Origin of the sequence: Pseudomonas sp. FG1, from assembly GCF_034313875.1 — a bacterium.
Classification (GTDB): domain Bacteria; phylum Pseudomonadota; class Gammaproteobacteria; order Pseudomonadales; family Pseudomonadaceae; genus Aquipseudomonas; species Aquipseudomonas veronii.
In genome coordinates, this window is record NZ_JAVIWP010000001.1 from 6,443,092 (window position 1) to 6,456,014 (window position 12,923).

A 12,923-nucleotide genomic window follows, 5' to 3' on the forward strand; every position below is an offset into this window, starting at 1 on the left:
TTAAACTGTTTTTATCTAACGCGGGTTACATTTTTTTTAATAAAAACAACAACTTACCTAGTTCAGCGACCCTTGAACTGGGCCACGTTGTCGGCACGATCCTGTGCCGGCAGCGACGCAGCGGTGCCCAGGCGCTCGCCGGTCTTGGCATCGAACAGCAACACTTTGGCCGGATCGAATTGCAGGGTCAGGGTCTCGCCCACCTGCGGCGCCACATCGGGCGCCAGGCGGCAGCAGACCTTGGTGTCATTGAGCTGCACGAACACCAGGGTGTCCGGGCCGGTCGGCTCGGTGACCTGGACTTCGGCACGAATACTCGACGAACCGTTGCCCTCCCCCGTCGCCAGCACGATTTGCTCCGGGCGCAGGCCGAGGATCACGTCACGGTCTTCCAGGCCGGCGTTGCTCATGCTCAGCGGCAGCTCGCAACGCGCCTGGCCGCTGTCGAGCAGCGCTACCAGGCCGCCGTCCTTGCGCTGCAGGCGTAGAGGAATGAAGTTCATCGGCGGCGAACCGATAAAGCTCGCCACGAACAGGTTGGCCGGATCGTTGTAGATCTCTTTCGGCGTGCCGAACTGCTGGATGATGCCGTCCTTCATCACCGCCACTTTGTCGCCCAGGGTCATCGCCTCGATCTGGTCGTGGGTGACGTAGACGGTGGTGGTTTTCAGACGCTGGTGCATCAGCTTCATTTCGGTACGCATCTCGACGCGCAGCTTGGCGTCGAGGTTGGACAGCGGTTCGTCGAACAGGTAGATCTTCGGCCGACGCGCCAGGGCCCGGCCCATGGCCACGCGCTGTTGCTGGCCGCCGGAGAGTTGGCCCGGCTTGCGGTTGAGCAGGTGTTCGATCTGCAGCAGCTTGGCCACCCGCGCCACTTCGGCGTCGATATCGGCCTGGGGCATCTTGCGAATCTTCAGGCCGAACTCGATGTTTTCACGCACGCTCATGGTCGGGTACAGCGCGTAGGACTGGAACACCATGGCGATGTCGCGATCCTTGGGGCTCATGCCGCTGACGTCCTGGTCGCCGATCATGATCGCGCCGCCGGTGATGGTCTCAAGGCCCGCGATGCAGTTCATCAGCGTGGACTTGCCGCACCCCGACGGGCCGACCAGGATCAGGAACTCGCCTTCCTTGATCGACAGTTCGATGTTCTTCAAGGTGTCGGGCAGGCCGGCGCCATAGGTCTTGTTTACATTGCGAAGTTCAAGCGTAGCCATGATTACCCCTTGACCGCGCCGGCCGTGAGGCCGCGCACGAAATACTTGCCTGCGATCACATAGACCAGCAGGGTCGGCAGCCCGGCGATCATCGCCGCCGCCATATCCACGTTATATTCCTTGGCCCCGGTGCTGGTGTTGACCAGGTTGTTCAGCGCCACCGTGATGGGCTGCGAGTCGCCGCTGGAGAACACCACGCCGAACAGGAAGTCGTTCCAGATCTGAGTGAACTGCCAGATCAGGCAGACCATGATGATCGGGGTCGACATCGGCAGGATGATCAGACGGAAGATGGTGAAGAAACCTGCACCGTCCAGGCGCGCCGCCTTGATCAACGCATCCGGAATGCTCACGTAGTAGTTACGGAAAAACAGCGTAGTGAACGCCAGGCCGTAGACCACATGGATAAACACCAGGCCGGTGGTGGTGCTGGCCAGGCCCATCTTGCCGAGGGTGAACGACGCGGGCAGCAGCACGGTCTGGAACGGCAGGAAGCAGCCGAACAGCAACAGGCCGAAGAACAACTGCGAACCACGGAAGCGCCAGAACGACAGCACATAGCCGTTCAACGCACCGATGGCGGTGGAAATCAGCACAGCCGGCACGGTGATCTTGATCGAGTTCCAGAAGTAGCCATCCACCGTGGCCCAGGCCTTGACCCAGCCGATGCCGGTGACCACGGTCGGCCAGCTCAACAGGTTGCCGGTGCTGATGTCTTCCGGGGTCTTGAAGCTGGTGAGCAACATCACCACCAGCGGCACCAGGTACAGCAGCACCGCGAAGATCAGCACCGCGTAGATCGCGATGCGGCTCAGGCTGATGGCAGGTTTTGCGGCAAGACTAGTCATTACGCTTGGTCCTCAGCTCGGAGTACAGGTACGGCACGATGATCGCGAGGATCGCACCGAGCATCAGGATTGCACTGGCCGAACCCATGCCCATCTGGCCGCGACTGAAGGTGAACGAGTACATGAACATCGCCGGCAGGTCGGACGAGTAGCCCGGTCCGCCAGCGGTCATCGCCGCCACCAGGTCGAAGCTCTTGATCGCGATGTGCGCCAGGATCATCACCGCACTGAAGAACACCGGACGCAGGCTCGGCAGCACCACGCTCCAGTAGATGCGCGGCAGGCTTGCGCCGTCGATCTGCGCGGCACGGATGATCGATTGATCGACGCCACGCAGGCCGGCCAGGAACATCGCCATGATGAAACCGGAGGCTTGCCACACGGCAGCGATCACCAGGCAGTAGACCACGCGGTCCGGGTCGATCAGCCAGTCGAGACGGAAGCCTTGCCAGCCCCAGTCCCGCAGAAGTTTGTCCAGGCCCATGCCCGGGTTGAGCAGCCATTTCCAGGCCGTACCGGTGACGATCATCGAGAGCGCCATCGGGTACAGGTAAATGGTGCGGATAAAGCCTTCACGACGGATTTTCTGGTCGAGGAAAATCGCCAGCGTCACACCGATCACCAGGGTGATGCCGATGAACATCCCGCCGAACAGCGCCAGGTTCTTGCTCGCGACCCACCAGCGATCGTTGTCGAACAACCGCTCGTACTGCGCAAGGCCCGCCCATTTGTAGCTCGGCAGGAACGTCGACGTGGTGAACGACAGCACAAACGTCCACAGGATGTAACCGTAGAAGCCCACCAACACGATGAACATGCTTGGCGCCAGCACCAGTTTGGGTAGCCAGCGCTGCAGGGCATCGAACGGCGAGGCTTTGCTGAACACAGCAACAGAGCTCATGGGAAAATCCAATACAGAGGAAAAGGACTACAGGAACGTGCCGGATGGGGGCCAGGGCTCCTCCATCCGGTCAACCGTTACTTGGCCGACTTGATCGCAGCGCCGAGTTTCTTGGCGGTGTCGGCCGGATCGGCTTTCGGGTCGTTGATGTAGTTGGTCACGACGTCAAAGAACGCACCTTGCACGGCCAGCGTGGTGGCCATGTTGTGCGCCATGCTTGGCTGCAGGCCGCCGCTCTTGGCGTCAGCCAGGAAGTCTTTGGCTGCGGTCTGGGCGCAGGAGTCGAAACCGTAGGATTCCATTTTGTTCAGCATGTCGTTGCGCACAGGGATCGAACCCTTGTTGATGCTGAACACTTTCTGGAAGTTTTCACCCAGCACGACTCTGGCGATGTCCTGCTGACCGGCTGCAGTGCCTTTGTCTTTCTGCTTGAACACCGCCAGGGAGTCGATGTTGTAGGTGAAGGCTTTGTCGGTGCCCGGGAAGGCTACGCACTCGTAGTCTTTGCCGGCGACTTTCTTCGCGGCGGTCCACTCGGACTTGGCCCAGTCACCCATGATCTGCATACCGGCCTTGCCGTTGATGACTTTGCCGGCTTCGAGGTTCCAGTCCTGGCCTTTGCCGTCGACGTCCATGTAGGTCGCGACTTTCTTCAGCTCGGTCAGCGCCTTGACCATTTGCGGGCCAGTCAGCGCGCCGTTGTCCAGGTCAACCAGGGCTTTCTTGTAGCCATCGGCGCCCATCACCGACAGAACGACCGCTTCGAACACGGTGCTGTCCTGCCAAGGCTGGCCACCATGGGCGAGCGCGATGAAGCCAGCGGCCTTGAGCTTGTCGCCGGCGGCGTAGAATTCTTCGAGGGTGGTCGGGTTCTTGGTGATACCGGCTTTCTTGAAGACTTCCGGGTTGATCCACAGCCAGTTCACGCGGTGGATATTCACCGGAACGGCAACGTAGTCACCGTCGTACTTCACGGTATCGGAGACTTTCTTGTCGAGCAGGGAGTCCCATTTTTCTTCTTTGGCCACGTCTTTGAGGACGTCGGTGTCGAGCAGACCGGTGGATGCCCATTCCTGGATGTCCGGGCCTTTGATCTGGGCTACGCCGGGTGGGTTGCCGGCGACCGCGCGGCTTTTCAGCACGGTCATGGCCGTGGCGCCGCCGCCACCTGCGACAGCACCGTCTTTCCAGGTGAAGCCGTCTTTTTCAACTTGGGCCTTCAGGACATCTACAGCCGCTTTTTCACCGCCCGAGGTCCACCAATGCACAACTTCAACCGTCCCTTTCGAGTCGGCGGCAAATGCACTGAGGGGAAACAACGAGGCAATGGAAATAGCGACGGCGAGGCGATTAATCGCGTTCATCTGAGTACCTTTTCTTGTTGTTATGCATGCAAGTCTGGAGCTTGCGCTGCACGGAGTTTAAACAGGGAATTTTTAAGCGCAGGTAACAAAGGGATGCACAAATGTCACCACTTGGTGACATAGCACCCGGAGCCCAACGCACTGGCCATGCTCGGCGCCAACGGCAGCGCCGGCAGCAGGACCGCTTGCCAGGCATGGTACAGGTCCGGTTTGCCGCCCCAGATCTTGCTGCTGGGCTGGTTGTGCGGGCTGAGTTCGTGGTGCCAGCTGCCGTGGGTACGGTCGATGAAATGGCTGTCGCAAAACTCCCAGAAGCGCCGGTACCAGGTTTCGTAATGCGGCTCGAAGGTGCGTTTGAGCAAGGCCTGCGCGGCGGCGCTGGCTTCGGCGTGGGTCCAGTGCAGGCGTTCGCGCACTACCGGGCGCTGGTTCCAGTCCAGGGTGTAGACGATGCCGGGGGCGCCATCCACGGCCCAGGCGCTGTCGCAGGCGCTGGCGAACAGGCCTTTGGCGTCGGTCACCAGCCAGTCCGGTGTGGCCAGCCCGGCCCGCAGGCGCGCAGCCTCCAGGTGCAATAGCAGCCGCGCCCACTCGAAGCCGTGGCCGGGGGTCACGCCATAGGGGCGGAAGCCGTCGGCGGGGTTGTCTTCGTTGTAACCGCGCAAGGGTGTCCACTGGGCGTCGAAGTGCTCGATCACCATGAACCGGTTGCCGGCGGCATGGGTGTGGATCACGCGCTCGACGATGCGCAGCGCGCGGTCCAGCCAGCGTGTGTCGGCGGTGACGTCGGCCAGGGCGAGGAACGCTTCCGTCGCGTGCATGTTGCTGTTGGCGCCGCGATAGGCTTCGACGCCGCTCCAGTCCTGGGCAAAGGATTCGAGCATGACGCCCTCCTCCTCGCTCCAGAAAAACTGCTCGATGATCTGGATCGCGTCGTTCAACAGGGCTTGTGCGCCGGGTGCGCCCGCGACCACCGCAGAACTGGCGGCCAGGGCGACAAAAGCGTGCAGGTAGGCAGCCTTGCCCGTATTGCCATCCACAGCGTGGGGCGCGGCGAACCAGCCACCGTGCGCGTTATCGCGCAGCGCGCCGCTGAGGGCGGCCACCCCATGCTCGACCAGCCCGGCATAACCGGGCAACCCCATCGCGTGAGCCATGGCGAAGCTATGGGTCATGCGCGCGGTGTTCATGGTCTCGGCAACGGCATCGGCCGGCAACTGGCCTTTATCGTCCAGGTTGCCGAACCCATCGGGCAGGCGCGAAGCCTTGGCGAATGACAGCAGGCGCTGGCCTTCGCTGGCGAGCCAGGCGTGGTGGGCAGGTGCGTTCAGCCAACTGCTGGCAGGCAGTGGTTGGGTGGTCATGGGGAGCCCTTATTATTGTTTGTGGGATGACCGGAGTCTAAACAAGGGCGAGGTGAGCACATGTAACGAAGGACCAGGGAAATGTCACCAGATGGTGACATTTGCCCAAACCCTTTACTGACCGATCGGCGTGACCGCGGCCGGCGCATTGAGGCGCTGGTTCAGGTTCTGCATCTGGCTCTGCAAGGTGGTGATATTGCGGGTGGTCTGGATGCGGAACACATCGAACTCTTTATTGGTCGGCGCGTCGCTATTGCCCGGCTGGTTGTCCTGCGCGCTCTTTAGCACCACCAGGTCTTGTTCAAGACGGGCGATGGCTGCACTCGGGTTGCCCTGTTTCTTCAGGGCCGCCACGTCGGCGACCAGTTCCCTGATCTCGGCATCGCGCTTGGCGGCCTCACCTTGTGCCGCCTTGAGGCTGGCCACGGCGTCGGTCAACGCCTGCACCTGGCCTTGCAGCTTGGCGTTGGCATTGGACAGGTCGGTGGTGCTGGCGGTCATCTGGGCCAGGCGCTTATCCAGTTCGGTGGCCTGGCCGGCCACGCCGACTTGCTGCTTGCCCTGCTCCAGCAACTGGGTTTCCAGTTGCTTGATCTGCAGTTTCAGCGCTTCGCTGCCGTTGTTCACGCTGGCCTCACTGGCCACGAACTTGCCGGAAATATCCTGCAGGCGCCCCGCCGCTTCTTCGCTGATGCGTGCAAAACTTTCCTGGGTGGCAACCAGTTGCTGGCCCATCAGGGAGATCTGCTGGAAGCTCCACCAGGCCAGGCCGGCAAAGGCGATCAGCAGCGCGCCGACCAAGGCCCACAGCGGCCCGGTACTGGCGCTCTTGACCTTGACCACAGGGGTATTGCGCGAACGCACGGAGGTGGCGGCGGTCGGCACGAAATCATCATCGTCCAAGGAGTCGGCCCGCAGGCTGGGAACATTGTCGAAATCGTCGTTGGCATCGTTACGCATGAATCAACCCTGAATCGGTGAGATAGCTATCTGAAAAGCCGAGCGGCGGCAGTATAAACCGCTGTCCTACCGCACTGATCGACCTGGAACCCTGAATTCGGTTCCCGATGTGTTGCTGCTTGTGAGCTTACTTCAGCCCCGGTTCCTGGGCCTTCCACCAACTGCAGAACTCGTCGAGCGCGGTCCACAGGCTGACCTTGGGGTCATAGTCGAGATAATGCCTTGCGCGGCTGATGTCGAGGGTGAAATCTTTGTTCATCACCTGCATGCCCAGGCGCGACAACGCCGGCTCCGGGCGCCCGGGCCACAGCGCGCAGAATGCCTCGTTCAACGCGGCGATACTGTAGGACAAACCGTAGGACCGATACCGCGTCACCTGGGGCAAGTCCATCTGGCGCATCACGTAGTTCACCACATCCCACACCGGCACCGGGGCGCCGTTGCTGATGTTGTAGGCTTTGCCCAGCGCCGAGCCGGTGGCGAGCAGACTGCTGAGCAGCGCTTCGTTGAGGTTGTGGACGCTGGTGAAGTCGACCTTGTTCAGACCGTCGCCGACGATGGCCAGGCGGTTCTTGCGCTGCATTTTCAGCAGACGCGGGAAGATGCTCATGTCGCCGGCGCCGGTGACAAAACGCGGGCGCAGGGCCAGGACTTCGAGGCCGAATTCCTGGGCACCGAACACCTTTTGCTCGGCCAGGTACTTGGTGGCGGCATAAGGATGCTTGAAGCGCTTGGGCACTTGGTCTTCGGTCAGCCCCAGGTGGTCGCGGCCGTCGAAATAGATCGACGGCGACGACAAGTGAACCAGGCGCCCGACCCGTTGCTTGAGGCAGGCTTCGACAACGTTCTCGGTCACCAGCACATTGCCTCGATGGAAATCCTGAGCGCGCGCCCACAGCCCAACAGCGCCGGCGCAATGCACCACGGCTTCGACATCGCGGCACAGTTCGCGCACCAGGTCGGCATCATTCAAATCACCCTGGATAAACTCGGCACCGCGCCGTACCAGGTGTTCCACACCTTCGGCGCGCCGCCCGTTGACCCGCACGTCCAGGCCCTGCTCCAGGGCGAAACGCGCAAAGCGCCCGCCGATGAAGCCGCTTGCGCCGGTGACCAGAATCTTCATGTATTACTCCGTGTTCTTTCGTTTTTCATCGCTGTTGCCTTGACGCCCGCCATCAGTCCAACGGCACCAACCATTGACCACAGGCCTGGGCCAGATGGTCGGTCAACAAACCCAACAGTTGCCCGCCACTGCGCCAATGATGCCAGTACAGCGGCACATCGATGGGCTTATCTGGCAATAACTCGACCAATACGCCTCTTTGCAGCTGGTCGCCGACCTGCAGTTCGGGCACCAGGCCCCAACCGAGCCCGGCTTCCGCCAAGCGGATAAACCCTTCGGACGACGGGCACAAATGGTGCTCGAAACCGCCGTCCACCCCGAGCGCGGCCAGGTAGCGATGTTGCAGGAAATCGTCCGGGCCGAATACCAAGGCCGGCGTGCGCGCCAGTTGATCGGCGCGCACACCGTTGGGGAAGTGCCGTGCGATAAACGCCGGACTCGCCAGCGCCCGATAGCGCATGGCGCCCAGCAACAGGCTGCGCGCCCCGGCCACCGGGCGTTCACTGGCGCAGATACAGGCCGCCACTTCACCGGCGCGCATGCGCTTGAGGCCGACGGTCTGGTCTTCCACCACCAGGTCCAGCAGCAAATGCTGCTCGGCGCAAAAGTCGCTGACGGCCTCGGCCCACCAGGTGGCGAGGCTGTCGGCATTCAACGCGATGCGCAGGCGTTCGGGCATGCCTTCTTCATCCAGCGCCGGCACCTGGCTTTGCAAGTCGCGCTCCAGCAGCCGTACCTGTTGCACATGGTTGAGCAGGCGCCGGCCGATATCGGTCGGCGTCGGCGGTGTGGCCCGCACCAGCACCGGCTGGCCGATCCGTGCTTCCAGCAGCTTGATACGCTGGGAGATCGCCGATTGCGACAACCCCAGCACCTGGGCACCGCGCTCGAAGCCGGCTTGTTCCACCACCGCCGCCAGGGCGGAGAGCAATTTATAGTCGAACATCAGTTTCTCTAATGAGCGATCAGCAATATTGGTTTTTCTTATACAGCTATGCCAGGGAAGATAGCCAGCATCGTTTCGGCTTGAGCAAGGATCTTCAACTATGTGGCAAAGCTATATGAACGGCCTGCTGGTCGCGTTGGGGCTGATCATGGCCATCGGCAGCCAGAACGCCTTTGTGCTCGCGCAAAGCCTGCGTCGTGAACACCACCTGCCGGTGGCGGCCCTGTGTGTGGTCTGCGATGCGCTGCTGGTGGCCGCCGGGGTATTCGGCCTGGCGACGATACTGGCGCAAAGCCCGATCCTGCTGGGGATTGCCCGCTGGGGCGGTGCCGCGTTCCTGCTGTGGTACGGCGCCTGCGCGCTGCGGCGGGCCTGTTCGAAACAGAGCCTCGACCAAGGCGACGCCCTCAAAGTGCGCTCATTGCGCGCCGTGTTGCTCAGCGCGTTGGCGGTGACGTTGCTCAACCCCCACGTTTACTTGGACACCGTGCTGCTGATTGGCTCGCTGGGCGCCCAACAGACCGAACCCGGCGCCTATGTGGCCGGCGCGGCCAGCGCTTCGTTCCTGTGGTTCGCCACGCTGGCGCTCGGCGCCGCCTGGTTGGCCCCGTGGCTAGCACGTCCGGCGACGTGGCGTCTGCTCGACCTTCTGGTGGCGGGGATGATGTTCAGCGTGGCCTATCAATTGATCAGTGCATGATGAATATTCCAAAACGCTCTGGAACCTCTATCCCACACAGTTGTTGCGTGGTTTTGCCACACCCCGAGTGCTATGATCCGGACCCGGCGCCGCAAAGAGTACAAACTCCCCGGCGCTTGTTTGGCCGCCCGTGATCGGCCTTGCGCTCACCGCAACTGACCTGATTAGGAGAATCATCATGGCTTTCGAATTGCCGCCGCTGCCCTACGCACACGATGCCCTGCAGCCGCACATTTCCAAGGAAACCTTGGAATACCACCACGACAAGCACCACAACACCTATGTCGTGAACCTGAACAACCTGGTGCCTGGCACCGAGTTCGAAGGCAAGACCCTGGAAGAAATCGTCAAGTCTTCTTCGGGCGGCATCTTCAACAACGCCGCTCAGGTCTGGAACCACACCTTCTACTGGAACTGCCTGGCGCCAAACGCCGGCGGTCAACCGACCGGCGCACTGGCTGAGGCCATCAACGCTGCGTTCGGTTCGTTCGACAAGTTCAAAGAAGAATTCACCAAGACCTCCGTCGGCACCTTCGGTTCCGGTTGGGGCTGGCTGGTGAAAAAGGCTGACGGTTCCCTGGCCCTGGCCAGCACCATCGGCGCCGGCAACCCGCTGACCAGCGGCGACACCCCGCTGCTGACCTGCGACGTCTGGGAACACGCTTACTACATCGACTACCGCAACGCCCGTCCAAAATATGTGGAAGCGTTCTGGAACCTGGTCAACTGGAAGTTCGTGGCTGAGCAGTTCGAAGGCAAGGCCTTCACTGCCTAAGCACCCCTTGCAGTAAAAAGAGCCCGGCGATTGCCGGGCTTTTTTTGTGCGTTCGACGGCGGCGCCAGCCGGGCATGACGGAACCAACTGCGTGGAAATTGCCACCCAGGCAGTGAGAGGAATGTCCCTTTCATTCAATGTCGGAGAATTAACTTATGATCGCAGGCGCAGCAGGATTAGGAGCAGCAGCCTCCGCAGCCGCAGCACTCGCCCCCGTGCTAATGCCGTTGGCTGAACAGGCCGCCGGTATGGCCATGAATGTCGCAAAAGACCTTCTGAAAAACGCAACGAGTGCTGCCGGCAGCGCAACGAATCAACAGCAGCAAATCAAATTCTGATTGGGAAAGCGTGAACGGTGGCGGAGCAAAATCAGTCCGCCATCACTTGAATTCCCCCCTCGCCTGACGACCCCGCCTGCAACAGACCGGCCCACCATGGCGTCATGGAGCATCGCGCCGCAATGTTCCTTTGACTGCCATCACCAGATTGCCAATACTCATGGCATATTGAAGGCCACCCGCATGAGACAAGGAATGCCCCTTTGAAGCTGGAACTCAAAAACAGCTTGTCGGTGAAGTTGCTACGGGTTGTGCTGCTGTCGGCATTGATCGTGGGCGTGGCGCTGAGCGTGGCGCAGATCGTTTTCGATGCCTACAAGACGCGCCAGGCCGTGGCCGATGATGCCCAGCGCATCCTCGACATGTTTCGCGACCCCTCGACCCAGGCCGTCTACAGCCTGGACCGCGAGATGGGCATGCAGGTGATCGAAGGTCTGTTTCAGGACGACGCGGTCCGCATGGCCTCCATCGGCCATCCCAACGAAACCATGCTCGCGGAAAAAAACCGCGCCTTGCAGCAATCCTCCAGCCGCTGGTTGACCGACCTGATTCTCGGCCAGGAGCGCACGTTCACCACCGCCCTGGTCGGCAAAGGCCCCTATAGCGAGTATTACGGCGACCTGAGCATCACGCTCGACACGGCCACCTACGGCAAGGGTTTCATTGTCAGCTCGGTGATCATTTTTATTTCCGGGGTGCTGCGCGCACTGGCCATGGGCCTGGTGCTGTACCTGGTGTATCACTGGCTGCTGACCAAGCCGCTGTCGCGGATTATCGAGCACCTGACCTCGATCAACCCCGACCGCCCCAGCGAACACAAGATCCCCCAGCTCAAGGGCCACGAACGCAATGAACTGGGGCTGTGGATCAATACGGCCAACCAGTTGCTCGAATCCATCGAACGCAACACCCACCTGCGCCATGAAGCGGAATCCAGCCTGCTGCGCATGGCCCAGTACGACTTTCTCACCGGCCTGCCGAACCGCCAGAAACTGCAGGAGCAACTGGACAAGATCCTGATCGACGCCGGCCGTCGGCAGCGCCGCGTCGCCGTGTTGTGCGTGGGCCTGGATGACTTCAAAAGCGTCAACGAGCAGTTCACCTACCAGGCCGGCGACAAACTGCTGCTGGCCCTGGCCGATCGCCTGCGCGCCCACAGCGGCCGCCTCGGCGCCCTCGCCCGCCTCGGCGGCGACCAGTTCGCCCTGGTGCAGGCCGATATCGATCAGCCCTACGAAGCCGCCGAACTGGCGCAAAGCATCCTCGATGACCTGGAAGCGGAGTTTGCCCTCGACAGCGAGCAGATTCGCCTGCGCGCCACCATCGGCATCACCTTGTTCCCGGAAGACGGCGACAGCACCGAGAAACTGCTGCAAAAAGCCGAACAGACCATGACCCTGGCCAAGAGCCGCTCGCGCAACCGCTATCAGTTCTATATCGCCAGTGTCGACAGTGAAATGCGCCGACGCCGCGAACTGGAGAAAGACCTGCGCGACGCCTTGAGCCGCAACCAGTTTTACCTGGTGTACCAACCGCAGATCAGCTACCGCGACCACCGTGTGGTCGGCGTCGAAGCGTTGATCCGTTGGCAGCACCCGGAACACGGCCTGGTGCCGCCGGACTTGTTCATCCCCCTGGCGGAACAGAACGGCACGATTATCGCGATCGGTGAATGGGTGCTCGACCAGGCCTGTCGACAATTGCGCGAATGGCACGACCAAGGCTTCACCGAGCTGCGCATGGCGGTCAACCTGTCCACCGTGCAACTGCACCACACCGAATTGCCACGGGTGGTGAATAACCTGATGCAGATCTATCGCTTGCCGCCGCGCAGCCTGGAACTGGAAGTGACCGAGACCGGCCTGATGGAAGACATCAGCACCGCCGCCCAGCACCTGCTGAGCCTGCGCCGCTCCGGTGCGCTGATCGCCATCGATGACTTCGGCACCGGCTATTCATCCTTGAGCTATCTGAAAAGCCTGCCGCTGGACAAGATCAAGATCGACAAGAGCTTCGTGCAGGACCTGCTCGACGATGACGACGACGCCACCATCGTGCGCGCGATTATCCAATTGGGTAAAAGCCTGGGCATGCAGGTGATCGCCGAAGGCGTGGAAACCGCGGAACAGGAGGCTTACATCATCTCCGAGGGCTGCCATGAAGGTCAGGGCTACCACTACAGCAAACCGTTGCCGGCACGGGAATTGGCGGCGTATTTGAAGCAGGCCGAACGCAATAACGCGGCCATTCTCTGACACGACCAAACGATAGTTGAGATTTCCCTCGTATAACCCTTTACAGAAAATGCAAATCTTTCGCATTATGTTGCAGTTTTGCGCGGCCCCCGCGCGCCCTATCAACGACCGATGCAGGATGTT

Annotated in this window: 12 protein-coding genes; 4 read left to right on the forward strand and 8 right to left on the reverse strand. The window is 61.3% G+C overall.

What is annotated here, in order from left to right; genetic code table 11:
* Positions 1-62: 62 nt before the first annotated feature.
* From RGV59_RS29700 to RGV59_RS29735, 8 genes are all read right to left on the reverse strand, one after another.
* Positions 63-1,223, reverse strand: a complete 1,161-nt coding sequence (locus tag RGV59_RS29700; protein ID WP_017847185.1) for an ABC transporter ATP-binding protein — start codon at positions 1,221-1,223, stop codon at positions 63-65.
* A 2-nt stretch (positions 1,224-1,225) separates the two neighbouring features.
* A complete protein-coding gene (locus RGV59_RS29705; RefSeq protein WP_017847184.1) occupies positions 1,226-2,071 on the reverse strand; it encodes a carbohydrate ABC transporter permease in 846 nt (281 codons plus the stop codon).
* Entirely contained in the window at positions 2,064-2,972 is a 909-nt protein-coding gene (locus RGV59_RS29710) for a carbohydrate ABC transporter permease (RefSeq protein ID WP_026140056.1), read from the reverse strand. Before RGV59_RS29710 ends, RGV59_RS29705 begins: the two co-directional genes overlap by 8 nt.
* 77 nt (positions 2,973-3,049) lie before the next feature.
* A complete protein-coding gene (locus RGV59_RS29715; RefSeq protein WP_017847182.1) occupies positions 3,050-4,336 on the reverse strand; it encodes an ABC transporter substrate-binding protein in 1,287 nt (428 codons plus the stop codon).
* A 104-nt stretch (positions 4,337-4,440) separates the two neighbouring features.
* Positions 4,441-5,700, reverse strand: coding sequence for an AGE family epimerase/isomerase (locus RGV59_RS29720; protein WP_102617881.1), 1,260 nt, complete (start codon positions 5,698-5,700; stop codon positions 4,441-4,443).
* Positions 5,701-5,814: 114 nt separating this feature from the next.
* Positions 5,815-6,660 (reverse strand): hypothetical protein, encoded by an 846-nt coding sequence (locus RGV59_RS29725; protein WP_017847180.1) that lies wholly within the window; start codon positions 6,658-6,660, stop codon positions 5,815-5,817.
* Positions 6,661-6,787: 127 nt separating this feature from the next.
* Positions 6,788-7,786 carry an NAD-dependent epimerase/dehydratase family protein gene (locus RGV59_RS29730; RefSeq protein WP_126585423.1) on the reverse strand — a complete coding sequence of 333 codons (999 nt, stop codon included), beginning with the start codon at positions 7,784-7,786 and terminating at the stop codon, positions 6,788-6,790.
* A gap of 52 nt (positions 7,787-7,838) precedes the next feature.
* Positions 7,839-8,732: a LysR family transcriptional regulator ArgP gene (locus tag RGV59_RS29735; protein WP_017847178.1), complete on the reverse strand. Its 894-nt coding sequence runs from the start codon at positions 8,730-8,732 to the stop codon at positions 7,839-7,841.
* A 100-nt stretch (positions 8,733-8,832) separates the two neighbouring features.
* Here RGV59_RS29735 and RGV59_RS29740 point away from each other — a divergent pair, with 100 nt between their 5' ends.
* The 4 genes from RGV59_RS29740 to RGV59_RS29755 all read left to right on the forward strand — a co-directional run bounded on the left by RGV59_RS29740 (position 8,833) and on the right by RGV59_RS29755 (position 12,800).
* A complete protein-coding gene (locus RGV59_RS29740) occupies positions 8,833-9,432 on the forward strand; it encodes a LysE/ArgO family amino acid transporter (RefSeq protein WP_017847177.1) in 600 nt (199 codons plus the stop codon).
* A gap of 178 nt (positions 9,433-9,610) precedes the next feature.
* Positions 9,611-10,207 carry a superoxide dismutase gene (locus RGV59_RS29745; RefSeq protein WP_017847176.1) on the forward strand — a complete coding sequence of 199 codons (597 nt, stop codon included), beginning with the start codon at positions 9,611-9,613 and terminating at the stop codon, positions 10,205-10,207.
* Between the two features lie 155 nt (positions 10,208-10,362).
* A complete protein-coding gene (locus RGV59_RS29750; RefSeq protein ID WP_017847175.1) occupies positions 10,363-10,545 on the forward strand; it encodes a hypothetical protein in 183 nt (60 codons plus the stop codon).
* A gap of 203 nt (positions 10,546-10,748) precedes the next feature.
* Positions 10,749-12,800 carry a putative bifunctional diguanylate cyclase/phosphodiesterase gene (locus RGV59_RS29755; RefSeq protein ID WP_017847174.1) on the forward strand — a complete coding sequence of 684 codons (2,052 nt, stop codon included), beginning with the start codon at positions 10,749-10,751 and terminating at the stop codon, positions 12,798-12,800.
* The last annotated feature ends 123 nt before the right edge of the window (positions 12,801-12,923 follow it).

Excerpts from the sequence above, each read along its gene's own strand:
- RGV59_RS29720 (WP_102617881.1), bottom strand. The coding sequence starts at position 5,700 with ATGACCACCCAACCACTGCCTGCCAGCAGTTGGCTGAACGCACCTGCC.
- RGV59_RS29705 (WP_017847184.1), bottom strand. The coding sequence starts at position 2,071 with ATGACTAGTCTTGCCGCAAAACCTGCCATCAGCCTGAGCCGCATCGCG.
- RGV59_RS29715 (WP_017847182.1), bottom strand. The coding sequence starts at position 4,336 with ATGAACGCGATTAATCGCCTCGCCGTCGCTATTTCCATTGCCTCGTTG.
- RGV59_RS29745 (WP_017847176.1), top strand. The coding sequence starts at position 9,611 with ATGGCTTTCGAATTGCCGCCGCTGCCCTACGCACACGATGCCCTGCAG.
- RGV59_RS29710 (WP_026140056.1), bottom strand. The coding sequence starts at position 2,972 with ATGAGCTCTGTTGCTGTGTTCAGCAAAGCCTCGCCGTTCGATGCCCTG.
- RGV59_RS29735 (WP_017847178.1), bottom strand. The coding sequence starts at position 8,732 with ATGTTCGACTATAAATTGCTCTCCGCCCTGGCGGCGGTGGTGGAACAA.
- RGV59_RS29700 (WP_017847185.1), bottom strand. The coding sequence starts at position 1,223 with ATGGCTACGCTTGAACTTCGCAATGTAAACAAGACCTATGGCGCCGGC.
- RGV59_RS29740 (WP_017847177.1), top strand. The coding sequence starts at position 8,833 with ATGTGGCAAAGCTATATGAACGGCCTGCTGGTCGCGTTGGGGCTGATC.
- RGV59_RS29750 (WP_017847175.1), top strand. The coding sequence starts at position 10,363 with ATGATCGCAGGCGCAGCAGGATTAGGAGCAGCAGCCTCCGCAGCCGCA.
- RGV59_RS29725 (WP_017847180.1), bottom strand. The coding sequence starts at position 6,660 with ATGCGTAACGATGCCAACGACGATTTCGACAATGTTCCCAGCCTGCGG.
- RGV59_RS29730 (WP_126585423.1), bottom strand. The coding sequence starts at position 7,786 with ATGAAGATTCTGGTCACCGGCGCAAGCGGCTTCATCGGCGGGCGCTTT.